The organism is Streptomyces sp. TN58 (assembly GCF_001941845.1).
Lineage (GTDB): Bacteria > Actinomycetota > Actinomycetes > Streptomycetales > Streptomycetaceae > Streptomyces.
In genome coordinates this window covers 2,269,724-2,295,844 of the sequence record NZ_CP018870.1, presented here as the reverse complement: position 1 = coordinate 2,295,844, position 26,121 = coordinate 2,269,724, and the positions used below count along the sequence as shown (strand labels likewise).

Below are 26,121 nucleotides of genomic sequence, written 5' to 3'. Positions count from 1 at the left end.
CCCGGTCCGGGCCAGGGGGCCAGGGGCCGGATGCCGGGCGCCGGGTGCCGGCGGTGGAAAACCGCGTTGCGGAAGCCGGGGCGGGTGGGCACGCTCGGCGGGTGAGCGACCCGACCTCCCCCTCCGGCCCCGCCTCCGGCCCGGCTCCCGTGCCCGCACAGGACCGCCGTTTCGGCTGGTCCAACATGTTCGTCCCGCCAGACGAGGACACTCGCACCGACGGAGGGTTCCGGGGCGAGCGGGACGTACTCGCCGGCTACCTGCGCGACCAGCGGATCACGCTGGAGCTCAAGTGCGCGGGCCTTGACGCGGAAGCCATGGCCCGGCGGTCGGTGGCACCCTCCGACCTGTCCCTGCTGGGACTCGTACGCCACCTCGCGGGCGTCGAGCAGTACTGGTTCCGGCAGGTCATGGCGGGCCAGGACATACGCCGCCACTACCGCTCGGACGCGGAACCGGCCGGCGAGTTCACCGGAGCGGCCGCCGACCCGGCGCTGGTCGCGGACGCGTGGGCGACCTGGCGGGCCGAGGTCGCCTTCGCGGAACGGCTCGTCGCGCAGGCTCCCGGGATGGACGTCACCGGCGAGGGCGGTGGTGAGCCGACAGAGCTCCGCGAGGTACTGGTCCACATGATCGAGGAGTACGCGCGCCACAACGGCCACGCGGACCTCCTGCGGGAGTGCATCGACGGCCGCGTGGGGCAGTAGTGCGGCGCGGCCGCGTTCCCGCGCGGAGCGGCGCCGCTACCGCGCGGGCGAGTCCTCGGGCTCCGGCTGCACCGTGATGCGGATCGAGCCGGCGGGGCCGGTCGTGACGGCGAGGGACGCGAGGTCCGCAACGTGCACCGTCGGGCCGTGCGCGGCGGCGCGGGGGCCCACGCCGATCACGCGCATGCCGGCCGCCCGGCCGGCGGCGATACCCGCGGCCGAGTCCTCGAAGACGATGCAGTCGGCCGGGTCCACGCCCAGGGCGGCGGCACCCTTGAGGAAGCCCTCGGGGTCCGGCTTGCTGGCCGCGACGGACTCGGCCGTGACCCGTACCGCGGGCATGGGGAGCGCGGCGGCCGCCATCCGGGCGGTGGCGAGAGCGGCGTCGGCGGACGTGACCAGGGCGTGCGGCAGGCCGGCGATGGCGGCCATGAAGGCCGGGGCGCCGACGACGGGGACCACGCCCTCGGTGTCGGCCGTCTCGCGCGCCAGCATCTCGGCGTTCTCGGCGAGATTGACCTCCATGGGGCGGTCCGGCAGCAGGACGGCCATGGTGGCGTAGCCCTGGCGGCCGTGGACCACCTTCAGGGCCTCCTGTGGGTCCAGCCCGTGGGACACCGCCCAGTCACGCCAGCAGCGTTCCACCACCGCGTCGGAATTGACGATCGTGCCGTCCATGTCGAGGAGCAGGGCCTTGGCGGTGAGGACTGCGGGTGCGGTGGTGGTGATGGTGCTGGCCGGCATCGACGGGGCTCCAGACGGACGGGAGAAAAAGAACAAGTGGTTCCGTCCACCGGTCAGGGAATGAGGACGGAACCACTTTGTTCCCTCACGATACAAAACTCGGGGCGGTCTGTGCCACTCATGGGTGTGTGACCCCTGTCGCCTCGATCCGGGCAGGCCGCCTGCCGCACGCCCGGCCCCGTCTGCCGGCCTACCCCTCCATCGCCTTGCGGGTCAGGGGTCCGTAGACGCCCCACTCCTGCGGGTCGATCCCACGGTCGTACTGGAAGTCCAGCAGTGCGTCCTCGACCCTCCAGTCGAACCGCCCGTGGAATTTGCCCCGGTACAGGCCCTGCGCCGCCAGCAGCCGCTGGAGCCTTTCCACCTCCGGGCCGGAATCCCCGTAGCGCAGGGTGGGCGCCTGTGCCGGCGGCGGCGGGCTGGAGGAACGGCTGGGCTTGGGCGAAGCACTCGGCGACGGGGGCGCGGAGGACGCGGAACGGGACGGGCTCGGCGACGCGGACGGTGACGGCGACTTCGAGGCGGTCGGCGACTTGGAGGCCGACGGGGACGCGCTGCCCGGGGTCGGACTACCGGACGGCGCGACCGGAGCAGCGCTCACGGACGGCGCCGACGCCTTCGCGTCCAGCAGCGCCGCATCGCCGTCCGGGGAAGCCGGCAGCACCCACACCGCCACAGCCGTACCGCTGAGAGCCACTGTCGCCGCGGCCCCGATCAGCAGCGCCAGGGGCCGCCGGCGGGAAGCGGAACCGGACCGCCCCTCCCGGCCCCCGCCCCCTCCCCCTGCCGGTCGTTCTCCGCCGTGCGCGAAACCGGATGCCGGACCCGACGTCAGGCCGTGGGCCGGGTCGGACGCGGGGCCCGCACCCGGGACCGCGCGGAGCTGCATCGTCTCCGCCGGTTGCGGCGCGTGCGCCGGGTCCGCCTGCCAGGGGCCGTCCTGCGCCGCCTGCGGCCCGGCCGCAGGCGTCACGGGTATCCCGTACGCCGGAGTGTCCGCCTCCGACGCCGCCTCCGCCGCCCGCTGCGGTGCGGGGGCAGGCGGGGGAGCCACCACACCCGCCACGGGCTGCGGCGGCAGCGGCTCGGCCGCCCCGGAAAGCTCGCCGGGGTCGGACAACGTCACATACGGACGGATGCGCAGTGGATTGAACCCCACACCCGGCGCACACCGGCAGGCGGCGCCGGCAGCGTCGCAATCTGGACAGCGCTCACCGTTCACTGGGACTCCCTCCCTGGCTGTTGCCTGCGATTATGCAGACCCACAGCACCCCTCCCAACCGCCCGAGAGGCCATATCCGGACACACCGCTCAGGATGGAGATGTTGATCCGGCCGGAGGAGGAATCGATGGCTCAGGATGCGACCAAAGGAGCAGGGGCCCCCGTTCAAGGCCCGCAGAAGGCGGGCCCCGCCGGCGAGCACAGCGCCCGCGAGGTGCTCGTCCCCATCGGCGCACTGCTTCTGGGCCTGCTGATCGCGGCACTCGACCAGACCATCGTCTCCACCGCCCTGCCGACCATCGTCAGCGACCTCGGCGGCATGGCCCACCTGGCCTGGGTGGTCACCGCCTACATGCTCGCCGCCACCGCCGCCACCCCCCTGTGGGGCAAGCTCGGCGACCAGTACGGACGCAAGAAGCTCTTCCAGTACGCCATCGTCCTCTTCCTGATCGGATCGGCGCTGTGCGGCCTGGCACAGGACATGCCCCAGCTCATCGGCTTCCGCGCCCTGCAGGGCCTGGGCGGTGGCGGACTGATCGTGCTGTCGATGGCGATCGTCGGTGACATCGTCCCGCCGCGCGAACGCGGCAGATACCAGGGCCTTTTCGGCGGCGTCTTCGGCGCGACCAGCGTGCTGGGCCCGCTGCTGGGCGGCCTGTTCGTCGACAACCTCTCCTGGCGCTGGGTCTTCTACATCAACCTCCCCATCGGTCTCGTCGCCCTCGTCGTCATCGCCGCCGCGCTCCACATTCCGGCACGCCCCTCGAAGCACACCATCGACTACCTCGGAACCTTCCTCATCGCCTGCGTCGCCACCTGCCTCGTCCTCGTCGCGTCCCTCGGCGCCACCTGGGGCTGGGGCTCGACCCGGATCATCGGCGTCGCCGTCCTCGGCGTCCTGCTCCTCGCCGCCTTCCTGCTCGTCGAACGCAAGGCCGCCGAACCCGTACTGCCGCTGGGACTCTTCCGCATCCGCACCTTCACCCTCTGCTCGGCGATCAGCTTCGTCGTCGGCTTCGCGATGTTCGGGGCGATGGTCTACCTGCCGACCTTCCTCCAGATCGTCCAGGGCGTCTCACCGACCATGTCCGGCGTCCACATGCTGCCGATGGTCATCGGCATGCTGATCTCCTCCACCGCCTCCGGCCAGATCGTCAGCCGGACCGGCCGCTGGAAGGTCTTCCCCATCGCCGGAACCGCCGTCACCGCCATCGGCCTGCTCCTCCTCCACCAACTGCACCGCACCAGCTCCACCTGGGAGATGAGCGTCTACTTCTTCGTGTTCGGCGCCGGACTCGGCCTGGTCATGCAGGTGCTCGTCCTCGTCGTGCAGAACGCCGTCAGCTACGCCGACCTCGGCGTCGCCACCTCCGGTGCCACCTTCTTCCGCTCCATCGGAGCCGCCTTCGGCGTCGCGATCTTCGGCACGGTCTTCACCAACCAGCTCGACGACGAACTGGCCACCTCCCTCGCCGGCGTCACCCTGCCCGCAGACGCCGGCACAGCCCAGCTGGAGGCGGACCCCCGGGCCATCGGTGCCCTTCCCCCCGATCTCCGCCCGCGTGTCCTGGACGCCTACGCCACCGCCATCACCGACGTGTTCCTCTACGCCGTCCCCGTCGTCCTGATCGCCTTCCTGCTCTCCTGGTTCCTGAGGGAGGACAAGCTGCGCGCCTCCGTCACCGCACCCGACGTCACCGAGACACTCGCCTCCAACCCCGTCCACCGCTCCTCCCACGAGGAGGTCGCCCGCGCGCTGACCGTCCTCGGCACCCGCGAGGGCCGACGCCACGTCTACGAGAAGATCACCGAGAAGGCCGGCTACGACCTGCTGCCCGCCTCCAGCTGGCTGCTGCTGCGGATCAACAAATACGGCTCGGCCGAACCGGCCCTGCTCGCCGAGCGCGTCAACGTGCCGCTGAAGGTCATCACGGACGCCGGCCGGCAGATCGAGGAGCGCGGACTCGCCGTCCGGGAGGGCCTCCCACTGGTCCTGACCGATCGCGGCCGCGAGGCCGCGGCCAGGCTCAGCAAGGCCCGGCAGGATTCCCTCGCCGAACTGCTGGGCGACTGGTGGGGCCCCGACCGGCCGACCGACCTGGTCAAACTGGTCGAGGAGATCAACGCGGAACTGTGCGGATCCGACACCGAGGAGCCCTACGACGCCGAGCCCCGGCGCGACCACGCCGCTCCGTGAACCGGCGCGAGCGCGCCGCTCCGTGAACCGCGCGACCCGGCAGCACCCGCGGCCTCAGACCAGGCGCTTCTCGAACCAGTGCTCCGCATACGGGCCGGAGTTGTACGCCGGTATCTCGGCGTAGCCGTGGCGCGCATACAGTGCGCGGGCCTCCACGAGGTCCGACCGGGTGTCCAGCCGGATCCGCTCGGCGCCCAGCGCCCGGCTCTGCGCCTCCAGGGCGCCGAGCAGGGCCGCCCCGCCGCCGGTACCGCGGGCGCGCCGGTCGACGTACACCCTGGTGAGCTCGGCGGTGACCGCGTCGAGCAGGCGGATGCCGCCGCAGGCCAGGGCCTCGCCGTCCAGGCGGCCGACGACGAACCGGCCCGTCGGCGGTTCCAGCCCGTCGTCGGGGAAGTCCAGCAACCCCTGGTCGATCTCGGCCTCGGTGACCTCGCGTTTCCAGTACCGGCCGGCGACCTCGGCGTAATAGGCGCGGCGCAGCCTGGTGGCATCGCTCGTGCCGAACGGTTCGGGGGAGACGGTCCAGGTGGGTGACGGGGACGGGGACGGGGACGGGGACGGTGACGAGGTGCGGTGTCCGTGTTCGCTGTGAGTGTTCATGACGTCATTGTGGAGTTCGTGCGCGAACTCCCGCGTGGAATATCCACAATGGCGGGCTGATGATAGGAAAAACGGCAATTCCGCTGACCCGGAGGGTGTGAAACGCCATGGCAGAGCATCCGGACTGTGCCCTGATCCGCCGCGGCTACGAGGCCTTCGGCAACGGCGACATGGACGCGCTGGGCGCGCTCATGACCGCCGACGTCATCCACCACGTGCCGGGCAACAACCCCATGTCCGGACACCACAAGGGCCGGGAGCAGGTCCTCGACTTCTACCGCCGCCTCGGCGAGGAGACCAAGGGCACCTTCCAGGTGCACCTGGAATCGGTGCTCGCGGACGGCCGAGGGCACGTGATGAGCTTCCACACGGCGCGCGGTGACCGAGGCGACCGCGGTATCGAGATCCGCGAAGGGCTCTTCTTCACGATCGTCGGCCACAAGATCACCGACATCGACCAGTGCACCGCGGACATCGACGAGGAAGACGCCTTCTGGAGCTGACCGCCTGACCGCCTGACCGCCTGACGGCCGTGCCTCGACGCCCGGCCTCGACGGCCCGCGCCCCGACCGGCTCGCCCTGACGGCCTGCGCCCCGACGTACCAGGACCCCGGGGGGCCCGCACCCCCGGGGACCCTGGCACGCGCCGTAGGCGTCAGGCCTTCTTCGGAGCCGCCTGCTGCACGACCTCGAACGACCACACCGTCGAAGCCGAGGCCGCCGGCTTCGGCCGCTCCGCGCCCGCCGCCCCGCCCTCGCCGCCGCCACCCTGGTGCGCGGCCTTCATCGGCCCCTCCATCCACGCCTGGAAGTCCTCCTCCGAACGCCAGCGCGTGTAGACGAGGTACTGGTCGGTGCCCTCCACCGGCCGCAGCAGCTCGAACCACTCGAAGCCGTCCGAGCTCTCCACCGTCCCGGCGCGCGAGGCGAAGCGCCGCTCCAGGACCTCCCGCTGCTCCGCGGGAACCGTCAGTGCGTTGATCTTCACGATGCTCATGGGAGCCATCCTAGGGAGCCCCGCGGGGGATATCGTCGTGCGCGTAATGGAGCGCGGCAGCCAGGTGCGGTCGGGGCTGCGGTCAACACGGCGGGAGGCCGGCGAGGCGTGGCTAACGCGGCAGAGCACAGCACAGCGGACGGACATGCCGGGGTCATAGACGGTGCCGGCAGGCTCGGTGCGGCGCGCCTCCTCCTGTGGGCCCTGGCCGGAGCCCTCGCCGTCAGACAGGCCGCCGCGGTGCTGCGCGTGCCGCCCGCGGAGTGGCTGGGCGGCCTGCACCTGCCCGGCTCCGGCGGATTCGGCGGTTCAGGCGGCGGTTACGGCGGTTTCGGCGGTGCGGTCGCCTCGCTCTACGACACCGGGCAGTTCGCCGGCACGCCCTTCGCCGGACTGGTTCTCAAGCCGCTCGCCGGCCTCGCCTCCCCCTCCCTGGAGGTCGCCTGGACCTGCGTGACGCTGCTGTCCGTCGCCGCGATCGGACTCGTTGCCGCCCGCGCCCTGCCCGACCCCGTGCCACGCCGCACCGCGCTGCTCGCCGCGCCCGCCCTGACGGCCCTGATGATGGTCTCGCTGCCCGTCCGGGAGGCCGCCTCGCCCGGCCGGACCGCCCTCGTTCCCGTCCTTTTGGTGCTCCTGGCGGCCCTCCGCGTACCCGGCGACCGGCCCGCGGGCCTCCTCGTCGGCCTCGCCGCCGCGCTCCAGCCGGCCCTGCTGCTCTTCGCCCCGCTGCTGTGGCTCACCGGACGCCGCCCCGCCGCGCGGACCGCCGCCGCGGCCTTCGCCGCCGTCACCGCGCTGTCGTGGGCGGCCAAGCCCCGCGACTCCTGGACGTACTGGGTCCACCACCTGGCCGGCACCGGCCTCGGCGGCGCCCCTGACGGCCTCGCCAACCAGTCCGTGCACGGCGCCCTGCTCCGCCTCGGCCTGACCGGCCCGGTGGAGGTCCTGCTCTACGCCGCCCTCGCGGGGCTCATCGTCTGGCTCGGCCTGCGCCGCGCGGTCCGCTACGCCCGCGACGGCCAACTCCTGCTCGCCGTCGCCCTCACCGGCTGCGTGGCCGTCGCCGTGTCCCCGGTCGGCTGGCGCCACCAGCTGCTGTGGGTGCTGCTCGCCGTCGCCGGGAAGACCGGCAAGCGCGCCGCCGACCGGCGCGTGTGGCCGGTCGCCGTCATCCTCGCCGTGACCCTGCCGAGCGCGGTCCTCCTGCCGAACCTGGGCGCGCTGGCCCCCGTACGCGACAACGTGCTGCTGCTCACCGCCGTCGCGGCGGCCTGCGCGGTGCCGTTCCTGGCGCGCTCGTCCCCGTACTGGCGTGATCCCGTACCCACCGACTACGGACGGCCGGCGCAGGCCCGCTGGACGCGTGTGCCGCTGCTGCCGTTCTGGCGGCGCGTGCTGTCCCGCCCGAACCTCCTGCTGGAACTGCTGCTGATACGGGTCGGCTACTCGCTCTACTCCCACATCCGGGCCGCCGCCCCCGCCAGCCGCTCCCTCGCCGAGGGCAACGGCGGTCAGATCCTGGGGATCGAGCGGGCGCTGGGCCTCGACATCGAACACGCGGTGAACCACGCCGTGGTGGCCACGCCCTGGCTGGAGGCCTTCTTCGACTTCTACTACACCTCCTTCCACTTCGTGGTCCCGCTGACGATCCTGGCGGTCCTGTACTGGAGGCGCCCCGGCGACTACCGCTGGGCCCGCGCCTCCCTCGGCCTGGCCACGGTGCTGGCCCTCGCCGGTTTCTGGCTGTACCCGCTCGCCCCGCCGCGCCTGATGCCGGGCCTCGGCTTCGTCGACACCGTGCACGGACCGCAGGACCTGGCCAACCCGTCGTACGGGGCCATGACCGCGATCTCCAACCAGTACGCGGCGATGCCCTCGCTGCACTTCGGCTGGTCGCTGTGGTGCGGGATCGTGATCGTGGTGCTGGCCCCGAAGGGCTGGCAGAAACTGCTGGGGGCGCTGCACCCGCTGATCACCGTGTGCGCGATCGTCGCCACCGCCAACCATTGGGTGCTGGACGCGGTGGGCGGAGCGGCCGTCGTCACCGCCGGCTTCGGGCTCGTCCACGTGCTGTCCGGCCCGCGCGGCCTGCGCACGAGCCTCCCGGCACAGCGCGCCGACGCCGACGGCACGGAAGCGGAGGCGGCCTCCGCCGCACCCGCACCCGGTGCGCCCCCCGCGGCCCTACCCGTACCGGCACGCCACAGCTGAGGCTGGGATGGTCGGGCGGGACCGAAGGGGCGTCGGGGCGTGTCGTGCCCCGGCGCCCCTTCGGCCGGATCGCCGCTGTCAGCAAGGATCACCCGGTTCGGGCGGGTCCGCCACTCGAACGGCGGAACGCGGCGGCCGGGGGGCGGCAGGGGCCGGGGCGTGGGATGAGCGGCCCCAGCCGCCCTGGGCCACGGGTCAGCCGTGGCTGACCCGGAGCTCCTTGATGCCGTTGAGCCACGCCGCCCTCAGGCGGCGCGGAGCCTCCCCTGCCATCCGCAGGTCGGGCAGCGCGTCGGCCAGGGCGTTGAAGATCAGGTCGATCTCCATCACGGCGAGGGACTTGCCGAGGCAGAAGTGCGGGCCGCCGCCGCCGAATCCCAGGTGCGGGTTCGGGTCGCGGGTGATGTCGAAGACGTCCGGGTTCTCGAAGACCTCGGGGTCGTGGTTGGCGGAGGAGTAGAACAGCCCCACCCGGTCGCCTGCCTTGATCTTCTGGCCGCCCAGCTCGGTGTCCTGGGTGGCGGTCCGCTGGAAGGACACCACCGGGGTGGCCCAGCGGACGATCTCCTCCGCGGCGGTCGACGGGCGGGTCGCCTTGTACAACTCCCACTGCTCGGGGTGGGTGAGGAAGGCGTGCATGCCGTGGCTGATGGCGTTGCGGGTGGTCTCGTTGCCCGCGACGGCCAGCAGCAGCACGAAGAAGCCGAACTCGTCGGAGCCGAGGTTGCCCTGGCCCTCGGCCGCCACCAGTTGGGTGACGATGTCCTGGGCCGGGCACTCCTTGCGCTGCGCGGCCAGGGTCATCGCGTAGCCGATGAGCTCCATGGCGGCGTCGGAGCCGACCTCGGCCGTGATCGCGTACTCGGGGTCGTCGTAGGCGACCATCTTGTTCGACCAGTCGAAGATCCTGGCGCGGTCCTTCTGCGGTACGCCGATCAGCTCGGCGATGGCCTGCAGCGGAAGCTCGCACGCCACCTGCGTGACGAAGTCGAAGCTGCCGTCGGCCGCCGCCGCCGAGGCCTCCTCGACGATGTTCCGGGCCCGGTCGCGCAGGGCGTGCTCCAGACCGCGGATGGCCCGCGGGGTGAAGCCGCGCTGCACGATCTGGCGTACGCGGGAGTGTTCCGGCGGGTCCATGTTCAGCATGATCAGGCGCTGGGCGTCTATGGCGTCGCGCTGGATGTGCTCGTTGAAGCGGATGATCGCGGTGTTGGTCGTCGAGGAGAACAACTCGGGGTGCGTGGAGACGTACTTGACGTCCGCGTGCCGGGTCACGGCCCAGTAGCCCTCGTCGTCGAAGCCGGTGACCCCCCGCCGCTGCGGGCACCACCACACGGGCGCGGTCTGCCGCAGCAGCGCGAACTCCGGGTACGGGACCCGGCTTTGCAGCAGGTCGGGGTCGGTGGCGTCGAAGCCGTCGGGGAGCGCGGGGCAGGACATCGGGCGACTCCAAAGTCTGACGGACCATCAGAAGTTGGCTCGAAGGTAGTAACGAGTTCCAGAAGTGACAAGAGCCGGAGCGCCAACTGTTGCGTGTGGAATCCGTGCAGGCCGCGTGCAAGACCCTTGCGTGCCGGGGGCCCAGGTCATAAGACTGCGGATGGAACTAGAACGCGTACTAGTTCGGGCGGGGCGCCGGGACGGCCCGCCGCGCCGGCACTGCGCAGGAGAGGACGAGCTCATGGCCGCGGAACCCGTCATCGTCGAAGCCGTACGCACCCCCATCGGCAAGCGCGGAGGCGCGCTCGCCAACCTCCACCCCGCCTACCTGCTCGGCGAGACCTACCGCGAACTCCTCGCCCGTACCGGAATCCAGCCCGACTGCGTCGAGCAGATCGTCGGCGGCACCGTCACCCACGCCGGCGAGCAGTCCATGAACCCCGCCCGCAACGCCTGGCTCGCCATGGGGCTCCCGTACGAGACCGCCGCGACCACCGTGGACTGCCAGTGCGGCAGCTCCCAGCAGGCCAACCACATGGTCGCCAACATGATCTCCGGCGGCGTCATGGACATCGGCATCGCCTGCGGCGTCGAGGCCATGAGCCGGGTGCCGCTGGGCTCGGGCTCCAAACACGGCCCGGGCAAGCCCTTCCCCGACGAGTGGAACGTCGACCTCCCCAACCAGTTCGAGGCCGCCGAACGCATCGCCCGCAACCGCGGCCTGACCCGCGAGGACGTCGACCGCCTGGGGCTGCAGTCCCAGGAGCGGGCCCGGACCGCCTGGGCCGAGGAGCGGTTCAAGCGCGAGACCTTCGCCGTGCAGGTGCCCACCACCGAGGAGGAACAGGCCGCGGGCCAGGGCATGTGGCGCCTGGTCGACCGGGACGAGGGGCTGCGCGACACCAGCATGGACGCCCTGGCCCGGCTCAAGCCGGTCATGCCCACCGCCGTGCACACCGCGGGCAACTCCTCGCAGATATCCGACGGCGCCGCCGCGGTGATGTGGGCCTCACGGAAGATGGCCCGCGCCCTCAAGCTCAAGCCGCGCGCCAGGATCGTCGCCCAGGCACTCGTCGGCGCCGACCCCCACTACCACCTCGACGGGCCGATCGACGCGACACGGGCCGTGCTCGGCAAGGCCGGGATGTCGCTCAAGGACATCGACCTCGTCGAGATCAACGAGGCCTTCGCCTCCGTCGTCCTCAGCTGGGCCAAGGTCTTCGACCAGGACCTGGAGAAGGTCAACGTCAACGGCGGCGGCATCGCCCTCGGCCACCCCGTCGGCGCCACCGGTGCCCGCCTGATCACCACGGCACTGCACGAGCTGGAACGCCGCGACAAGGAGTTCGCCCTGATCACGATGTGCGCCGGCGGCGCACAGGCGACCGGGACGATCATCCAGCGCCTCTGACCGCGCCCGCGCGCACACCCCCGCGCGCAGGCGCCCGCGATCCCGTGGGATGGGATGCAGAAGGCCCCGGCGGCCGGACCTGGGGAGGCCGGCCACCGGGGCCTTCGAATGCGCTGCGCCGCGGGCGGCTCAGTGCCGGTGGTTCGGTATCAGCAGCTCGGTACCAGCGGCTTAGTACCAGTGGTTGGCCTGCCAGAAGTTCCAGGCCTCGACCGGGCTGCCGTAGCGGGAGTTCATGTAGTCCAGGCCCCACTTGATCTGGGTGGCCGGGTTCGTCTTCCAGTCGGCGCCCGCGGAAGCCATCTTCGACCCCGGCAGGGCCTGGACCAGGCCGTACGCGCCGGAGGAGGCGTTCGTCGCGGACGGGTTCCAGCCGCTCTCGTGCGAGACGATCTTGTCGAAGGCCGCGAACTGCGCCGGGTCCTTGATCATCTGCTGTGCGATCGCCTTCGCACCCGTCGGAGCGGCCTGCGCGGGAACCGCGGCCAGCATGGAACCGGCGACGCCCAGGGCGAGGACGGAACCGACGAGGGTCTTCTTGGAGGCGGCGATGCGGCGGATGACGGCGTTGGACACGGATGAACCTTCCGAAGGGGACAAGGGCGGTCGCGGGCATGCCGAGGACATGCGTGAGCCACTCACGCGAGGGAGAGGGGTTCGTCGGCGGCGGGCGAGGTGCCCCTGCCGCCTTGCGACTCATCCAGTTCTACAGACGCCCCGACGCCCTGGCAAAGGCCCCGCCTACTAGCCCGCCTCGCACACCGGGACGCACCGATCACCGCCCGAACCGGAAAAACGCGGCCTTTCCAGTCGCTACGAGGTCTACTAGCCGGCCTCGTATGTGACCTGCGTCCTGTGGGCCGCCTCACCGGCCAGGCCCGGGAAACTCACCCTCCGTGGCCGGGCGCACACCGCTGTGTGGCAGTTCCACGGGCGTCCGCGGCCTCCGGAGCGAAGGACGCCTGCGCGTCGAACGCCGCCCTGCGGGTCGCCCGCCGCAGTGCCCGCAGCAGCGTGCCGCCGAGCGCGAGGGTCAGTACGACCGTCAGCGACGCCCGCCCCAGGTCCCAGCCCAGCGACGTCGCCAGGTAGTACGCGCCGAACCGCACCAGGTTCGCGGCCAGCGGCTCCCCGGGGTGGAAGGAGATGCCCTGAGCCATGCCCTGGATGATCACCCAGCCCTGCAGGTTCATCACCAGCCCGTACGCGAAAGCGGCCGCGAAGCCGTACGCCGCCAGCATCGCCAGTTCCGCCCGGCCCCGGATCCGCTCCGGGCCGGGCAGCAGCCCCGCCCCCAGCGCGAACCAGCCCATCGCCAGCATCTGGAACGGCATCCACGGCCCGACCCCGCCCGTCAGCAGCGCGGAGGCGAACATCGTCACCGAGCCCAGGACGAAACCGAAGCCCGGGCCGAGCACCCGCCCGGCCAGGACCATCAGGAAGAACATCGGCTCCAGCCCGGCCGTGCCCGCACCCAGCGGTCTCAGCGCCGCCCCGACCGCCGCGAGCACACCGAGCATCGCCACCGCCTTCGCGTCCATGCCGTTGTCCGCGATCGTCGCCACGACCACGGCGACGAGGAGCGGCAGCAGCGCCGCGAACAGCCACGGGGCGTCCTGGGAGTGGGCGAGCCCCGACTGCCGGTCGGCGAGCAGCGGCCACCCGAAGGCCGCGACGCCGATGAGGGATACGAGGATCAGGGCGGCGGCGGCCCGGGGGCCGATCCGGACCGGGCGGTTCACCGGGCGGTTCGCCGGGCGGCTCGTCGTGCGGCTCATCGCGTGCCCTCCGCGGCGAGGGCTTCGGCGACCTGGCCCACCGTGAGCCAGTGGCCCGGCGCCAGCACCTTCGCCACCTGCGGCGCGAACGCCGGCGAGGACACCACGACCTCGGCCGTCGGGCCGTCCGCGACGACCTCCCCGCCCGCCAGGATCACCACACGGTCGGCCAGCTCGGCGGCGAGCTCCACGTCGTGGGTGGCCAGGACGACGGCATGCCCGTCCGCTGCCAGGCCGCGCAGTATCTCGACCAGGCGGGCCTTGGCGGCGTAGTCCAGACCGCGGGTGGGCTCGTCCAGGAGCACCAGGGCGGGCCGGGCCGTGAGGACGAGTGCCAGGGCCAGCGCCAGGCGCTGCCCCTCGGACAGGTCCCGGGGGTGGACGTCGTCGGGCACCCCCGGCAGGAGGCTCGCGACCAGTTCGCGGCAGGTGCCGGGGGGCGCGCCGGCGTCGGAGTCGGCGGCGGCGCACTCGGCGGCCACGGTGTCGGCGTAGAGCAGGTCGCGCGGCTCCTGTGGGACGAGGCCGACGTGGCGCACCATCTCGGGCGGCGGCGTGCGGTGCGGGGTCCGGCCACCGACGGTCACCTCGCCGGTGGCGGGGGCGAGCGTACCGACGAGGGCGGCGAGCAGGGTGGACTTGCCGGCGCCGTTGCGGCCCATCAGGGCGATGGTCTCGCCGGGCGCCACCGCGAGGTCGACGGCGCGGAGCACGTCGGCGCGGGCGCGGCGCACGCCGAGGTTTCGGGTGCGGGCGGGCTCGCCTGCGGCGGGCTCGGCGGACTCGGCGGGCCGGGCCGGGGTCGGCTTGCCGGCGCGGCGGAGCAGGCGGGCGATCCAGCCGGCGGGTGCGGCACCGTTGCCGGGGGCGCTGCCCCCGGACCCCCGCGCCTCAAACGCCGGCGGGGCTGAAAGATCGGGGCTCCGCCCCGTGCCCCGCGCCTCAAACGCCGGCGGGGCTGGGTTGGCCGGCGGGGCTGGGGGGTGCGGCGGGGTTGGGTTGGCCGGCGGGGTTGGGGGGTGCGGCGGGGTTGGGTTGGGTGCGGGGTGGGTTGGTGCGGGGATCGCCGCGGGGGCGAGGCGGGCGCGGAGGGGGGCGGACTGGCGGCGGGCGTCGCGGATGGACAGGGGGAGGGGGGACCAGCCCGCCAGGCGGCCCAGGGAGACCACCGGCGGGTGGACCGGGGAGACGGCCATCGCCTCCGCCGGGGAGGCGAGGACCGGGGCCGCGCCGCGGGCGGGCAGCAGCAGGACGCGGTCGGCGTACTGCACCACCCGCTCCAGCCGGTGCTCCGCCATCAGCACGGTGGTGCCCAGGTCGTGGACCAGGCGCTGGAGGACCGCCAGGACCTCCTCGGCCGCCGCCGGGTCCAGCGCGGACGTCGGCTCGTCCAGGACCAGCACCTTCGGGTGTGTGGTCAGGACCGAGCCGATCGCGACCCGCTGCTGCTGGCCGCCGGACAGTGTCGCGATCGGCCGGTCGCGCAGCTCGTTCAGGCCCAGCAGGTCGAGGGTCTCCTCCACCCGGCGCCGCATCACCGCCGGCGGCAGGCCGAGGGACTCCATCCCGTAGGCCAGCTCGTCCTCCACCACGTCCGTCACGAAGTGCGCGAGGGGATCCTGCCCCACCGTGCCGACCACGTCCGCCAGCTCGCGCGGCCGGTGCGTACGCGTGTCACGGCCGGCGACCGTCACCCGGCCGCGCAGGGTGCCGCCCGTGAAGTGCGGGACCAGTCCGGAGGCCGTCCCCAGCAGGGTGGACTTGCCGACCCCGGACGGGCCGACCAGCAGCGTCAGCTCACCCTCCGGGACCACCAGGTCGACGCCCTGCACCGACGGGCCGGCCGCACCGTCATAGGTGACCGACACCTGCTCGAAACGGATCACTGCGACGCCTCCTTCGGCGGTACGGGGGCCACGAAGGCGGGCAGCAGGCCGATCAGGACCGCGGCCGCCGGCCACAACGGCAGTTCGGGGGCCACCAGCGGCACCACACCCGGGTGCAGACCGGCCGGGTCGACCGCGCCCGCCCGGATCAGCAGGGCCGCGACCGCCGCCCCGGAGCCGGCGACCAGCCAGGCGCGCACACCCCACCGGTCGGGCCGGTAGCGGGTGCGCACCGACCGGCGCCCGCCCAGCCGCAGGCCCGCCAGGGCCGACGCCGCGCCGATGCCGAGCACGGGCAGCCCGTACGCGGCGCCCTGCGCGGCCAGCAGACCGTACGTCCCCGCGCACATGCCGATCAGGCCGCCCAGGGTGAGGACGGCGGTGGTGCGCCGCACGGCCGGCGGGACCTGCGCCGTACGGCCGTAGCCGCGCGCGTCCATCGACGCCGCGACGGCGACGGAGCGCTCCAGGGCGCCCTCCAGCACCGGCAGGCCGATCTGGAGGACGGCCCGGACGCCGCCGGTGGGGCGGCCGCGCAGCCGGCGGGCGGTGCGCAGGCGTACGACGTCGGCGACCATGTTCGGCGCGAAGGTCATGGCGACGACGACGGCGACCCCGGCCTCGTACAGGGCGGCCGGCAGGGACTTCAGGAGCCGGGCCGGATTGGCGAGGGCGTTCGCCGCGCCGACGCAGACCAGCAGCGCGGCCAGCTTCGCACCGTCGTAGAAGGCGAAGACGAGCTGTTCGGCGGTGACCCTGCCGCCGAACCGGATGCCCTGCGCCCAGGCGGGCAGTGGCACCTCGGGCAGGGTGAAGAGGACGTGCGTGCCGGGGATGGGCGAGCCCAGGAGCATGGAGAAGAGCAGGCGCAGGGCCACGACGAAGAGGCCGAGCTTGAGGAAGGCCCCGTAGGAGCGGGCCCAGGGCGCGTCCGTGCGGCGGGCCGCGACCACGAAACCGGCGACGCCGACGATCAGCCCGAGCAGCAGCGGGTTGGTGGTGCGCGACGCGGCGGTGGCCAGGCCGAGGGCCCACAGCCACCAGGCACCCGCGTGCAGGGCGGTGGCACGGCTGCCGAGCGGCGCCCTGAATCGTTCGTACGTCGACCGGCGCGGGAAGCCCGCCGCCCCGGGCCCGCTCCGGCGGGCCGGGGGCACCGGGGCGGGTGCGGCTTCGGTGGTCGCTCCCGTGGACGACACGGAGCGGGGTGCCGCGGAGGGGCGGCCGGTCACGGGGTGCGTCATCGGCCCCGGCGGCGGGACTGCCAGACCGCCGCGGCGGCCAGGACGGCGACCGCGGCGAGACCCACCAGCAGGCCCCCGGACGGGCCGCCGCCCCCGCCGCCCGGCGCGGACCCGGACGGCTCGGCCGACGCCTGCGCCGCGCCGGTCTCCGCCATCTGCTCCCCGCAGCCGTGCTGCGGATAGCCCGAGATCGCGCACAGCAGCGCCGCACTGTTGTAGCGCAGCGGCTTCGCGACCGCCGCCAGCGCCTCCGCGGTGGTCGCTTCCGGCGCCACCTGCGCGCAGGCGGTGCGCGGAGCCTCCTGCGGGACCACCTCGCCCGACGGGGCGTCCGCCTGCACACCGAAGTCGATGACGAGGGCGACCCGCTTGCGGCCCTCCACCGCGGCGGTGGCTCCGCACACGGCGTCGAAGTCGGCCGCGGCCCGCGGCTTGGCCGCCTCGACCGCGGCGTCCTTGCTCACCGCGAAGCGGAACCCCTGCACGGAGCCGTCAGCGGGGCGGGCCAGCGACGGCCCCTGCGTGGCGTACGACCACTGGCCGCCTGCCGAGCCGTCCCAGAACGACCAGTAGCGGTAGCCGGCCGCCAGCGCCGGAGCGGCGGCCAGCAGGGCCAGGACGGCGCCGAGGGCGAGGGCGAGAGCCGCGGCGGGCAGGCGGCGGCGCATCAGAGCTGGTTCTTCTTCCGGCGGCCGCTCAGCAGGATGCCGATGCCGGCTCCGGCCGCGACGCCCGCACCGATGATCCACCAGAGGTTCTGGCCGCCGGAGGGCTCGTCCTTCTCGCTCTCCACCTCGGTCGCGTCGGTGGCCGCGCCCTGCGGGGCCGGGCCCGTCGCGTTCAGCGCGGCCACGAGGTCGGTCCCGCCGAAGGACTTCGGGTCGGTGCCCGTGGCGTGCGCGGCCAGGACCAGAGTGCCCAGGCCCGCCGGGGAGTCCTTGGCCCACTCGGCGGAGTTCGCCTTCAGCCACTCCAGCGCACCCGCCGCCGACTGCTTGTGCCCGGCCGCGGCCAGGGCGATCACCGCGTCGACGGTGTTGCCGGTGTCCGGGGTCGGCTGGTCCGCGCCCGGGGTGACGGCCGTCAGGTGGCCGTCCTTCTTGAGGGCCTCGGCCAGGTAGCCCGCGGCGCCCTGGGCGGCGGCCCCGGCGGCGGCCGCCGGGTCGGCGGGCTTCGCGGGCGGGCAGGTCAGCGGGGCGGCGGGGGTGTCCGTACCGGACGGGACGACGGCCGTGCCCGTGCCGAGGCCGGCCAGCGTCGCCGCGGCCGTGGCGTCGGCGTTCGCGAGCAGCTTGCCCTCGACCGGCTGGAACGCGAAGGCACCCCGGTCGGCGGCCGGCTCGGCGTCGCAGCCCAGCTGGAAGGAGAGCAGCGCCTCGTACGGGGAGCTGCCGGTCTTCGACTTCGTCTCGGCCGGCTTCTCGCCGGCCGCGGTCAGGGCGCTGATGACGATGGCGGTCGAGTTGGCGTCGGTGCCGCTGTCCATGGCGCCGCCGGGGTTGGAGCTCCAGCCGCCGTCCTCTTTCTGGACGGACTTCAGCCAGCCGACGGCCTTCTTCACGCTCTCGTCGTGGCCGCCGAGCGCGGCCAGCGCCTGCACGGCAGCGGCGGTCGCGTTCGAGTCGATGTACGCCGTCGCGTCGCAGTCCTTGCCGGTGTCGGCGCGGAAGGCGGGGAAGGAGCCGTTCGCGCACTGCTGGCCGACCAGCCAGTCCACGGCCTGCGCGGCGGGCTTCACGCCGACGGTGTCCTGGGCGAGCAGCGCGAAGGACTGCCGCCACACGCCGTCGTAGGTGGGGTCCTTCTTGCCGTAGAGCCCCGAGGGGATGACCGGCGGTGCGGCGGGGGAGGGCGGCGCGGTGTCGGCGAGGGCTGCGGGGGCGACACCCACGCAGAGCACGGCGGAGGCGGCGAGCGCTGCGGCGCTGCGGCGGACGGTCATGGGGAGGGTGCCTCTCCTGCTGGGGAAACCGGGGCAGGCACGCACAGGCACCGGGCTCCGGCTCCGTGTTTCCTCGACGGTGCCGGCCGCCGGAAGTACCGGCGGCACGAGCCGCGCACTCCGGTACGGGGCATTCCGGCTCCCCGCCCGGATGGTGCCGGGGGCGGGTCACGGTTGCGGGTCAGCGCCGGAATCGCACCGGCTTCCCCCCGTACGGGGTGTGGACGACCGCCTCACTGTACCGGCCCGTAGCCGCCGGGCCCGGGGGGTGTCGGCTGGATCACGCCCGGCCCCGCGGGGAGGGCCGGAGCGGGGAGCCCGCCCGGGCGTCGGGCGGCCCGCGCCCGGTCGCGCCGGGCGGCCGGGGCCCGCACGGCCCGGCGGGGCCGCCGCTCAGACCGCCCGGTACGCCACCGGGTCCGTGCCCGGGACCGCCTCGGCCCGGCCCTGCTTCACCAGCCGCCGCAGGTGCGCCTCCGCCTCCGAGACGGCGATGTTGCGGGAGCCGTAGGGGATCTGCGCCCAGGGCCGGTTCCACTCCATGCGCTCCGCGAGCCCCCACGGGGTCAGCGGCTCGGCCAGCAGCGCCCACAGCCCGGCCAGGCGTTCCTCGTGGTGGTCGAGCAGTTCCCGTACGCGGGCGGGCGCGTCGGTGAAGGCGTGCTGGTGGGCGGGGAGGACTTCGGCGGGCGCGAGGCGGCCGACGCGTTCGAGGGAGTCGAGGTAGTCGCCGAGGGGGTCGGTGACACGGGTGTCCTCGGGGTCCTCGTACAGGCCGATGTGCGGGGAGATCCCGGGCAGCAGGTGGTCGCCGGAGAAGAGGCGGCCGTTGCCGGGGAGGTTCGCCGGATGCTCCTCCTCCAGGTGCAGGCAGACGTGGCCGGGGGTGTGGCCCGGGGTCCAGATCGCCCGCAGTCGGCGGCCGGCGAGGGGCAGCAGCTCGGCGGGGACGATCTCCCGGTCGGGGACGGCGGCGCGCAGCCCGGGCAGGGTCCGGGCGCGGTCGCCCGCACGGGCGGCGCGCAGCGGGGCGATGTGCTCATCCGGCGCTCCGGCGGCGGCGAGCTTCGCGCTCATGTAGTCGAACCACACGCCGGGCTCGGAGGAGCGGGTGCGGACGACGACCTCGGTGTCGGCGGCGTGCATGGCGATCCACGCGCCGGACGCCTCGCGGACCCGGCCGGACAGGCCGTGGTGGTCGGGGTGGTGGTGGGTGATGACCACGCCGTGGACGTCGCCGATCGCGATGCCGAGTACGGCGAGGCCGGCGACGAGGGTGTCCCAGGACTCCGGGTCGTCCCAGCCGGTGTCGACGAGGACCGGGCCGCGGCCGGTGTCGAGGACGTGGACGAGGGTGTGTCCGAGGGGGTTGTCGGGGATGGGCACCTTGATCCCCCACACGCCTCCGCCGTGATCGGTGACCTGTGACGCGTCCTGCGGCATGAGCCCTCCGCCTGTCGACCGCCCCGCCGCCCTCCGACGAGAACCCGTTCCAGTAGTAGCCCAAGTCGACCATCTTCGCAGCCTTCTGACCAGTCGTCGGGTCTTCCCCGCTCTTCCGTCCTGGCCGTGGACTCCTGGAACTAGAACTGGTATCAGTTCGGCAACGCCAAGCCGCAGGAGGCCTCAGCCATGACGGAGCTCGTGCAACACGGAAAGCTGTTCATCGGCGGTGAGTGGACGGATCCGCTGGGCACCGACACGATCCGGATCGTCTCCCCCCACACCGAGCAGGTCATCGGCTCCGTCCCGCACGCGTCGAAGGCGGACGTCGACCGCGCCGTCGCCGTCGCCCGCAAGGCCTTCGACGAAGGGCCCTGGCCGCGCATGACCCTGGAGGAGCGCATCGCGGTCGTCTCCCGCATCAAGGACGCCATCGCCGTCCGCCACGAGGAGATCGCCCGCTCGATCAGCTCCCAGAACGGCTCCCCCTACTCCTGGAGCGTCCTGGCACAGGCCCTCGGCCCGATGATGGTCTACGACGCCGCGATCACCGTCGCCCGCGACTACCCCTACGAGGAGCACCGACAGGGCGTACTCGGCCCGATCCTGGTGCGCCGCGAGCCCGTGGGCGTCGTCGCCGCCGTCATCCCCTGGAACGTCCCGCAGTTCGTCGCCGCCGCCAAGCTGGCGCCCGCGCTGCTCTCCGGCTCCACGGTCATCCTCAAGCCCTCCCCGGAGGCGCCCCTGGACTCCTACATCCTCGCCGACATCGCCCGCGAGGCCGGGGTGCCCGAGGGCGTCCTGTCGATCCTGCCCGCCGACCGCGAGGTCAGCGAGTACCTCGTCGGCCACCCCGGCATCGACAAGGTCGCCTTCACCGGCTCGGTCGCCGCCGGGAAGCGCGTGATGGAGGTCGCCGCCCGCAACCTCACCCGGGTCACCCTCGAACTGGGCGGCAAGTCCGCCGCCGTCGTCCTCCCGGACGCCGACATCGAGACCGCCGTCGCCGGGATCGCTCCCGCAGCCTGGATGAACAACGGCCAGGCCTGCGTGGCCCAGACCCGGATCCTCGCCCCCCGCAGCCGGTACGAGGAGGTGGCCGACGCCCTCGCGGCCGCGGCCGGCGCGCTCGTCGTCGGCGACCCGCTCGACCCGGCGACGCAGCTCGGCCCGCTCGTCGCGCAACGCCAGCAGCAGCGCTCCCTGGACTACATCCGCATAGGCCAGGAGGAGGGCGCGAAGGTCCTGGCAGGCGGCGGCCGCCCGGCCGGCCTCGACCAGGGCTGGTACGTGGAGCCCACGCTCTTCGGCGACGTCGACAACAGCATGCGCATCGCCCGCGAGGAGATCTTCGGCCCGGTCGTCTGCCTCATCCCGTACGGCGACGAGGCCGAGGCCGTACGCGTCGCCAACGACTCCGACTTCGGCCTCAGCGGCAGCGTCTGGACCGGCGACGTCGAGCACGGCATCGACTTCGCCCGCCGCATCCGCACCGGCACCTTCAACGTGAACACCTTCAGCCTCGACATGCTGGGGCCGTTCGGCGGCTACAAGAACAGCGGGCTGGGACGGGAGTTCGGCCCGGAGGGCCTGAGCGAGTACCTGGAGCACAAGATGATCCACCTGCCCGCGGGCTACGAGGCGGGCGCCTGATGGGCGACCGCTGGCAGGTCGAGGTCGACCGGGCGGTGTGCATCGGCTCGGGCATGTGCGTCAACCACGCCCCGGACGGCTTCGTCCTGGACTCGGCCCGCCAGTCCCACCCCCGCAGCCCGCAGTCGGACGCGAACGAACCGGTCCTCACGGCGGCGGAGGGCTGCCCGGTCGAAGCCATCATGATCACCCTGGCCGCCACCGGCGAACCGGTCTTCCCGCCGGAGGAGTAGCGGTCCGAGGGGGCGGGGCCACCGGCCCCGCCCCCGCCGGGCGTCACTTCCGCTCGGCGGCGCTCCGCTCGACGCAGAACTCGTTGCCCTCGGGGTCGGCGAGGGTCACCCACCCGGTGCCGTCGGGCCGGCGGTGGTCGCCGACCACCGTCGCACCCAGGGCGACGATGCGCTCCACCTCCTCGTCGCGCGTGCGGTCCTGCGGCTGCAGGTCCACGTGCACGCGGTTCTTGACGCTCTTGGCGTCGGGAACGGTCACGAAGAGCAGCGCCGATCCGGGAGCCGTGACGAGCGCCTCGGGGTCCCCGGGCAGGTCGTCGTCGGCGAGCGAGCCGTCCAGCACGGCGGCCCAGAACCGGCCGAGTGAATAGGCGTCGGAACAGTCAACTGTGATGTGTCGTACGAGAGAAGCCATGGCCCGCACTATCGAACAGTCCGACGACCCCCGTCCACCGAGATAGCGGGCCGGCGCCCGAAGCCACGGGCCCTCCCGGCGGACCGGGGGTCACAGGTGCCGTATGGGTGCGGCGGATTCCGGCGGTCCGTCGGCTCGGCCACGCCGAACGCGCCAGCTCCACACCGTGTGTCCGACGAGAGCCACGGCGGCGACGCATGCCGCGACGCGAGTGACGTTCCAGGTCAGAGCGAAAACGGCCCCCTCGGAGTCCGCTTCCACGCTCAATCGCTGAGTCGCCTCGAAGAAGGCGGTGAAAGGGACAATGAGACGGAACAGAAGGCCGCCGACTCCGGGCGTTCGGGCTACGTTCCCCATGATCCCCACGGGCGCGCCGAGGACGAAAGCCGCTGTTCCCCACAGAAGAATCTGCCCTTGGCCGGACGTGTCGGGCTCCATTCCGGCCGGCACGGCGGTGGCTTCTTCCATTCCCGCGGGAATGGTGGGATTCATGTCCTTGAATACGTAGTAAGTGACGACGCCGATGGCCAAGCCCAAAGATGCCAGCAAAGCCGAATCGATCTTGGAACGACGGAAGTAGCCCACCATGAATGCGTAGCAGGCCCACGGCCAGCCGCTGGAGAAAACAATGCTCACGGCGACGCAGAATGGATTGTCCCATTTCCCGGCGATGGGGCCCACGAGGCCGAGTGGAAGGCCCGCTCCGAGAGCCGCGGCGACCGGTGCGAGGCGAGCACGAGTGAAGCGGGTGATTGTCTTCCCCCGTTCGATGGGTGGGCCCGACGTGGAGGTGGCGCCGCTCCGGGGCTGCACGGACAGCCGAACGGTCCCGGAGCGGGCTCACCAACCTACCGCACCCTCTGAGGAGTTGCTGCTCGGTGCGCGATCTGAACCTAGTCCACGCTGTAGTAGGTGGAGCAGGTGTAGGCGAGACCTGCAGTGAGGTTGGCGTTGGAGGTGCCACCGGCTGCGGCCCAGGCGCGACGTGTGTTGCCCGCGAGCTTCACCGTGGACGAGTGCCCCTTCGTCTGGTGCTGATAATTCGAGTAGCAGTACTTGTTGATCACCCCGGGGCTAACCTCTCGGGCGTACCAGCCGTAACACCAGGTGCCGCCGCTTGATGGGCTGATGCATGTCCGCGACAGCGGGCTGAAGGAGCCCGTCGAAGCGTCCGTCTTGAACGTCACCACTCCCCATTCCGAGGGGTTGCCCAGCTCTGCCGGCGGCTGGGTGCCGTCGCCGCGGTGGTGGACGGTGACGGTGGCTGCGGAGGCGCTGGCGGTTGCAGCCGCATCAGCGGTGGCAGGCGTCGTGAGGCCTAAAGTCGCAATGGCTGCGCCAGCGACGGCGAAACTGGCGGATCTACCGGCAATCTTCATGGAATTCCCTCCCCTGATTCCCCGTGTTGGGAACGGGAGAGATCCTTCACGGGCCCGCTTCGGCCGACAAAGGAATATTGAGCATCTGGCTCAAAATGTTCCCGACCGGTTCGTGTGTCATCGTCCAGGTGCGCCAGCATTTGTAGCCACCTGATTTAAGGTGATTAATGCGACAAGAGTGCCGATTTCAGTTGCCCGATCATCCATCGCCTTCAGTGTCGATCGGTGGCCGACACGACGCACGACGCCCGGCCCATGGGGAAGGGCGCCGGTGGGCTTGCCTTCAGGAGTCGCGGCGGCCGCGGCGGACCGGACATGGACCCTGGCGGAAAGATCAGTACCGCAGCCACGCCATCGACGGCTGCCCCGCTGCCGCAGCGGGGCAGCTGCTTCAGGACTTTTCCGGGGACGTCAGGTCGATCAGGCGGCAGACCGTCTCGATGTCGATCTTCACCTGGGCGATCGAGGCGCGCCCCGACAGCCAGGTGATCAGCGCCGAGTGCCACGTGTGCTCGATGACGCGCACCGCCGACAGCTGCTCCGCGGTGGGCGCGTGCTCCAGGCCCATCGCGTCCAGGATGATCGCCGTGGTCAGGCGGGACACGGTGTCCACCTCGGGGCTCACGCTGCGGTCCGCGAAGGTCAGCGCCCGCACCATGGCGTCGGCCAGCTGCGGCTCCCGCTGGAGCGCGCGGAAGGCGCCCATCAGGGTCTCCGCGACCCGGGCCGCCGGTTCCTCCCCGGCGGGCGGACGCTTGCGCAGCGTCGTGTGCATGTGCTGGAGCTGGTCCTGCATGGTGGCGACCAGCAGGTGCACCTTGGACGGGAAATAGCGGTAGAGCGTGCCCAACGCCACGCCGGCCGCCTCCGCGACCTCGCGCATCTGGACGGCGTCGAAGCCTCCGCGGCTGGCCAGCTGGGCACTCGCGTGCAGGATCCGGCGGCGGCGGGCCTCCTGGCGCTCCGTCAGGGGAGGCGACGCCGGTGTGGTGACGGCCTTCACTTCCGCACTCATGTGTCCCGTTCCGTGTCGTTGCGCGGGCTGGCTCCGGGGTGATCCGCGACCAGCATCGCAGGTGCCGCGTCGTGGCGTGAATCACCTGCTCCACCTCTTACGGTGGGGTTTCCGGCCGGTAGATTCAATGCTCTTGGACGGATCAAGTCTGAAACTTGTTCTACATTATGCGAGCGGTTACGCTCCGGCGAAAGTGCAGCGAGAAGGGGGCCGAGAGTGACCGCTGAGGCCGTGGTGACGAGCCCTTTCGCGGGTTCCGCCGACGACGGCGGGCGTCCGCTGCGCATCGCCCTCCTCACCTATAAGGGGAACCCGTTCTGCGGAGGCCAGGGCGTCTACGTCCGGCACCTCTCGCGCGAGCTGGTCCGCCTCGGGCACTCCGTCGAGGTCATCGGCGCCCAGCCCTACCCGGTGCTCGACACGGGCGCCACGCTCACCGAGCTGCCCAGCCTCGACCTGTACCGCAGCCCCGACCCCTTCCGCACGCCGAAGCGCGACGAGTACCGGGACTGGATCGACGCTCTCGAAGTCGCCACGATGTGGACCGGCGGCTTCCCCGAGCCGCTGACCTTCTCCCTGCGCGCCCGCCGCCATCTGCGGGAGCGGGCGGGCGAGTTCGACGTCATCCACGACAACCAGACCCTCGGCTACGGCCTGCTCGGCGACCTCGGCGCGCCGCTGGTGACGACGATCCACCACCCCATCACCGTCGACCGCAAGCTCGACCTCGACGCCGCGCAGGGCCGCGTCAAGCGCGCCTCCGTACGCCGCTGGTACGCCTTCACCCGCATGCAGGGCCGCGTCGCCCGCAAGCTGCCGTCCGTGCTCACCGTCTCCGGCTCCTCCAAGCAGGAGATCGCCGACCACCTCGGCGTCCAGGGCGACCGCATCCACGTCGTGCACATCGGCGCCGACACCGACCTGTGGTCGCCCGACGCGTCCGTGGCCGAGGTCCCCGGCCGGATCGTGACCACCTCCAGCGCCGACGTCCCCCTCAAGGGCCTCGTCTTCCTCGTCGAGGCGCTGGCGAAGCTGCGCACCGAGCAGCCCGACGCCCACCTCGTCGTGGTCGGCAAGCGCGCCGAACAGGGCCCCGTCGCCCGCGCCATCGAGACGTACGGCCTCCAGGACGCCGTCCGCTTCGTCAAGGGCATCACCGACGCCGAGCTCGTCGACCTGGTGCGCAGCGCGCAGGTGGCGTGCGTGCCGTCGCTGTACGAGGGCTTCTCGCTCCCGGCAGCCGAGGCCATGGCCACCGGCACCCCGCTGGTCGCCACCACCGGCGGGGCGATCCCCGAGGTCGCCGGCACCGACGGTGAGACCTGCCTGGCCGTGCCGCCCGGCGACGCCGGCGCCCTGGCGGCCGCGCTGGGCCGGATGCTCGGCGACCAGCAGCTGCGGGCCCGCCTCGGCGCAGCCGGCCGCGAACGGGTCCTGACCCGTTTCACCTGGGCCGCGGCGGCCAAGGGCACCGCCGCGCACTACCGCGCCGCCGTCGAGCAGGCCGCCCGCGCCCGCCGCACCCGGTGACCTTCCGCCCCGCCCACACCCCCGTACAGCCCGTCCACACCCCCGTACACCCCCGCGACCGCGAAGGC

The 26,121-nt window shown here is 72.8% G+C and carries 24 protein-coding genes and 1 riboswitch; of the genes, 8 read left to right on the top strand and 16 right to left on the bottom strand.

The features are described from left to right. Positions 1 to 185: 185 nt before the first annotated feature. On the top strand, positions 186 to 707 hold the full coding sequence (locus tag BSL84_RS10445) for a DinB family protein (protein WP_078848964.1): 522 nt from the start codon (positions 186 to 188) through the stop codon (positions 705 to 707). Positions 708 to 743: 36 nt separating this feature from the next. Here the strand turns inward: BSL84_RS10445 and BSL84_RS10440 are convergent, their stop codons facing one another. After that, the gene (locus BSL84_RS10440; protein ID WP_075970213.1) at positions 744 to 1,451 is read right to left on the bottom strand and encodes an HAD-IA family hydrolase; all 708 of its coding nucleotides are present in this window, start codon (positions 1,449 to 1,451) and stop codon (positions 744 to 746) included. Positions 1,452 to 1,641: 190 nt separating this feature from the next. Beyond that, positions 1,642 to 1,815 carry a peptidoglycan-binding domain-containing protein gene (locus BSL84_RS36025; RefSeq protein WP_159393510.1) on the bottom strand — a complete coding sequence of 58 codons (174 nt, stop codon included), beginning with the start codon at positions 1,813 to 1,815 and terminating at the stop codon, positions 1,642 to 1,644. 985 nt (positions 1,816 to 2,800) lie between these two features. Here BSL84_RS36025 and BSL84_RS10430 point away from each other — a divergent pair. Continuing rightward, positions 2,801 to 4,870 (top strand): MFS transporter, encoded by a 2,070-nt coding sequence (locus BSL84_RS10430; protein WP_037661203.1) that lies wholly within the window; start codon positions 2,801 to 2,803, stop codon positions 4,868 to 4,870. Positions 4,871 to 4,924: 54 nt separating this feature from the next. Here the strand turns inward: BSL84_RS10430 and BSL84_RS10425 are convergent, their stop codons facing one another. Beyond that, a complete protein-coding gene (locus BSL84_RS10425; RefSeq protein ID WP_079273165.1) occupies positions 4,925 to 5,473 on the bottom strand; it encodes a GNAT family N-acetyltransferase in 549 nt (182 codons plus the stop codon). Positions 5,474 to 5,580: 107 nt separating this feature from the next. Between BSL84_RS10425 and BSL84_RS10420 the strand changes: the two genes are divergently transcribed. Next, positions 5,581 to 5,976, top strand: coding sequence for a nuclear transport factor 2 family protein (locus tag BSL84_RS10420; RefSeq protein ID WP_030027430.1), 396 nt, complete (start codon positions 5,581 to 5,583; stop codon positions 5,974 to 5,976). Positions 5,977 to 6,128: 152 nt separating this feature from the next. Here the strand turns inward: BSL84_RS10420 and BSL84_RS10415 are convergent, their stop codons facing one another. Continuing rightward, complete coding sequence (locus BSL84_RS10415) at positions 6,129 to 6,470, bottom strand: antibiotic biosynthesis monooxygenase family protein (protein ID WP_045322038.1); 342 nt, start codon at positions 6,468 to 6,470, stop codon at positions 6,129 to 6,131. A 108-nt stretch (positions 6,471 to 6,578) separates the two neighbouring features. Between BSL84_RS10415 and BSL84_RS10410 the strand changes: the two genes are divergently transcribed. Then, positions 6,579 to 8,684: a bifunctional glycosyltransferase 87/phosphatase PAP2 family protein gene (locus BSL84_RS10410; protein WP_075970212.1), complete on the top strand. Its 2,106-nt coding sequence runs from the start codon at positions 6,579 to 6,581 to the stop codon at positions 8,682 to 8,684. Positions 8,685 to 8,879: 195 nt separating this feature from the next. On the opposite strand, the gene BSL84_RS10405 is transcribed toward BSL84_RS10410, so the two are convergent. Continuing rightward, a complete protein-coding gene (locus BSL84_RS10405; protein ID WP_045322037.1) occupies positions 8,880 to 10,124 on the bottom strand; it encodes a cytochrome P450 in 1,245 nt (414 codons plus the stop codon). Positions 10,125 to 10,365: 241 nt separating this feature from the next. Between BSL84_RS10405 and BSL84_RS10400 the strand changes: the two genes are divergently transcribed. Beyond that, the gene (locus BSL84_RS10400) at positions 10,366 to 11,535 is read left to right on the top strand and encodes a steroid 3-ketoacyl-CoA thiolase (protein WP_030030181.1); all 1,170 of its coding nucleotides are present in this window, start codon (positions 10,366 to 10,368) and stop codon (positions 11,533 to 11,535) included. A gap of 171 nt (positions 11,536 to 11,706) precedes the next feature. On the opposite strand, the gene BSL84_RS10395 is transcribed toward BSL84_RS10400, so the two are convergent. From BSL84_RS10395 to BSL84_RS10365, 7 genes are all read right to left on the bottom strand, one after another. After that, positions 11,707 to 12,162: a transglycosylase SLT domain-containing protein gene (locus BSL84_RS10395; protein ID WP_051873272.1), complete on the bottom strand. Its 456-nt coding sequence runs from the start codon at positions 12,160 to 12,162 to the stop codon at positions 11,707 to 11,709. A gap of 260 nt (positions 12,163 to 12,422) precedes the next feature. Beyond that, the gene (locus tag BSL84_RS10390; RefSeq protein ID WP_075970211.1) at positions 12,423 to 13,313 is read right to left on the bottom strand and encodes an ECF transporter S component; all 891 of its coding nucleotides are present in this window, start codon (positions 13,311 to 13,313) and stop codon (positions 12,423 to 12,425) included. Beyond that, a complete protein-coding gene (locus BSL84_RS10385; protein ID WP_075970210.1) occupies positions 13,310 to 15,199 on the bottom strand; it encodes an ABC transporter ATP-binding protein in 1,890 nt (629 codons plus the stop codon). Before BSL84_RS10385 ends, BSL84_RS10390 begins: the two co-directional genes overlap by 4 nt. Continuing rightward, entirely contained in the window at positions 15,196 to 16,431 is a 1,236-nt protein-coding gene (locus tag BSL84_RS10380; RefSeq protein WP_420711162.1) for an energy-coupling factor transporter transmembrane component T, read from the bottom strand. Before BSL84_RS10380 ends, BSL84_RS10385 begins: the two co-directional genes overlap by 4 nt. Before the next feature lie 8 nt (positions 16,432 to 16,439). Continuing rightward, on the bottom strand, positions 16,440 to 17,111 hold the full coding sequence (locus BSL84_RS10375; protein WP_075970209.1) for an SCO2322 family protein: 672 nt from the start codon (positions 17,109 to 17,111) through the stop codon (positions 16,440 to 16,442). After that, complete coding sequence (locus BSL84_RS10370; protein WP_045322033.1) at positions 17,111 to 18,385, bottom strand: prenyltransferase/squalene oxidase repeat-containing protein; 1,275 nt, start codon at positions 18,383 to 18,385, stop codon at positions 17,111 to 17,113. The genes BSL84_RS10375 and BSL84_RS10370 overlap by 1 nt, the downstream gene beginning before the upstream one ends. Before the next feature lie 128 nt (positions 18,386 to 18,513). Continuing rightward, positions 18,514 to 18,594: riboswitch (cobalamin riboswitch) on the bottom strand. A gap of 184 nt (positions 18,595 to 18,778) precedes the next feature. Next, positions 18,779 to 19,828: an MBL fold metallo-hydrolase gene (locus tag BSL84_RS10365; RefSeq protein ID WP_075970208.1), complete on the bottom strand. Its 1,050-nt coding sequence runs from the start codon at positions 19,826 to 19,828 to the stop codon at positions 18,779 to 18,781. A 189-nt stretch (positions 19,829 to 20,017) separates the two neighbouring features. On the opposite strand from BSL84_RS10365, the gene BSL84_RS10360 reads away from it, so the two are divergent. Together BSL84_RS10360 and BSL84_RS10355 are read left to right on the top strand one after the other, a co-directional pair. After that, entirely contained in the window at positions 20,018 to 21,481 is a 1,464-nt protein-coding gene (locus BSL84_RS10360; RefSeq protein WP_030028873.1) for an aldehyde dehydrogenase, read from the top strand. After that, on the top strand, positions 21,481 to 21,714 hold the full coding sequence (locus tag BSL84_RS10355) for a ferredoxin (RefSeq protein WP_030028874.1): 234 nt from the start codon (positions 21,481 to 21,483) through the stop codon (positions 21,712 to 21,714). Before BSL84_RS10360 ends, BSL84_RS10355 begins: the two co-directional genes overlap by 1 nt. A gap of 43 nt (positions 21,715 to 21,757) precedes the next feature. Here the strand turns inward: BSL84_RS10355 and BSL84_RS10350 are convergent, their stop codons facing one another. The 4 genes from BSL84_RS10350 to BSL84_RS10335 all read right to left on the bottom strand — a co-directional run bounded on the left by BSL84_RS10350 (position 21,758) and on the right by BSL84_RS10335 (position 24,523). After that, a complete protein-coding gene (locus BSL84_RS10350; protein WP_030028876.1) occupies positions 21,758 to 22,129 on the bottom strand; it encodes a VOC family protein in 372 nt (123 codons plus the stop codon). 90 nt (positions 22,130 to 22,219) lie between these two features. Then, entirely contained in the window at positions 22,220 to 22,810 is a 591-nt protein-coding gene (locus BSL84_RS10345; protein ID WP_234363438.1) for a hypothetical protein, read from the bottom strand. A 212-nt stretch (positions 22,811 to 23,022) separates the two neighbouring features. Beyond that, a complete protein-coding gene (locus BSL84_RS10340) occupies positions 23,023 to 23,508 on the bottom strand; it encodes a lactococcin 972 family bacteriocin (RefSeq protein ID WP_075970207.1) in 486 nt (161 codons plus the stop codon). 391 nt (positions 23,509 to 23,899) lie between these two features. Then, positions 23,900 to 24,523 carry a TetR family transcriptional regulator gene (locus BSL84_RS10335; protein ID WP_030028879.1) on the bottom strand — a complete coding sequence of 208 codons (624 nt, stop codon included), beginning with the start codon at positions 24,521 to 24,523 and terminating at the stop codon, positions 23,900 to 23,902. A gap of 216 nt (positions 24,524 to 24,739) precedes the next feature. On the opposite strand from BSL84_RS10335, the gene BSL84_RS10330 reads away from it, so the two are divergent. Then, positions 24,740 to 26,053, top strand: a complete 1,314-nt coding sequence (locus BSL84_RS10330) for a glycosyltransferase family 4 protein (protein WP_045322032.1) — start codon at positions 24,740 to 24,742, stop codon at positions 26,051 to 26,053. The last annotated feature ends 68 nt before the right edge of the window (positions 26,054 to 26,121 follow it).

Coding starts and splice junctions, on each gene's coding strand:
- BSL84_RS10375 (WP_075970209.1), bottom strand. CDS start 17,111: ATGCGCCGCCGCCTGCCCGCCGCGGCTCTCGCCCTCGCCCTCGGCGCC.
- BSL84_RS10430 (WP_037661203.1), top strand. CDS start 2,801: ATGGCTCAGGATGCGACCAAAGGAGCAGGGGCCCCCGTTCAAGGCCCG.
- BSL84_RS10340 (WP_075970207.1), bottom strand. CDS start 23,508: ATGAAGATTGCCGGTAGATCCGCCAGTTTCGCCGTCGCTGGCGCAGCC.
- BSL84_RS10440 (WP_075970213.1), bottom strand. CDS start 1,451: ATGCCGGCCAGCACCATCACCACCACCGCACCCGCAGTCCTCACCGCC.
- BSL84_RS10420 (WP_030027430.1), top strand. CDS start 5,581: ATGGCAGAGCATCCGGACTGTGCCCTGATCCGCCGCGGCTACGAGGCC.
- BSL84_RS10370 (WP_045322033.1), bottom strand. CDS start 18,385: ATGACCGTCCGCCGCAGCGCCGCAGCGCTCGCCGCCTCCGCCGTGCTC.
- BSL84_RS10400 (WP_030030181.1), top strand. CDS start 10,366: ATGGCCGCGGAACCCGTCATCGTCGAAGCCGTACGCACCCCCATCGGC.
- BSL84_RS10445 (WP_078848964.1), top strand. CDS start 186: ATGTTCGTCCCGCCAGACGAGGACACTCGCACCGACGGAGGGTTCCGG.
- BSL84_RS10390 (WP_075970211.1), bottom strand. CDS start 13,313: ATGAGCCGCACGACGAGCCGCCCGGCGAACCGCCCGGTGAACCGCCCG.
- BSL84_RS10395 (WP_051873272.1), bottom strand. CDS start 12,162: ATGTCCTCGGCATGCCCGCGACCGCCCTTGTCCCCTTCGGAAGGTTCA.
- BSL84_RS10425 (WP_079273165.1), bottom strand. CDS start 5,473: ATGAACACTCACAGCGAACACGGACACCGCACCTCGTCACCGTCCCCG.
- BSL84_RS10405 (WP_045322037.1), bottom strand. CDS start 10,124: ATGTCCTGCCCCGCGCTCCCCGACGGCTTCGACGCCACCGACCCCGAC.
- BSL84_RS10350 (WP_030028876.1), bottom strand. CDS start 22,129: ATGGCTTCTCTCGTACGACACATCACAGTTGACTGTTCCGACGCCTAT.
- BSL84_RS10360 (WP_030028873.1), top strand. CDS start 20,018: ATGACGGAGCTCGTGCAACACGGAAAGCTGTTCATCGGCGGTGAGTGG.
- BSL84_RS10415 (WP_045322038.1), bottom strand. CDS start 6,470: ATGAGCATCGTGAAGATCAACGCACTGACGGTTCCCGCGGAGCAGCGG.
- BSL84_RS10365 (WP_075970208.1), bottom strand. CDS start 19,828: ATGCCGCAGGACGCGTCACAGGTCACCGATCACGGCGGAGGCGTGTGG.
- BSL84_RS10355 (WP_030028874.1), top strand. CDS start 21,481: ATGGGCGACCGCTGGCAGGTCGAGGTCGACCGGGCGGTGTGCATCGGC.
- BSL84_RS10335 (WP_030028879.1), bottom strand. CDS start 24,523: ATGAGTGCGGAAGTGAAGGCCGTCACCACACCGGCGTCGCCTCCCCTG.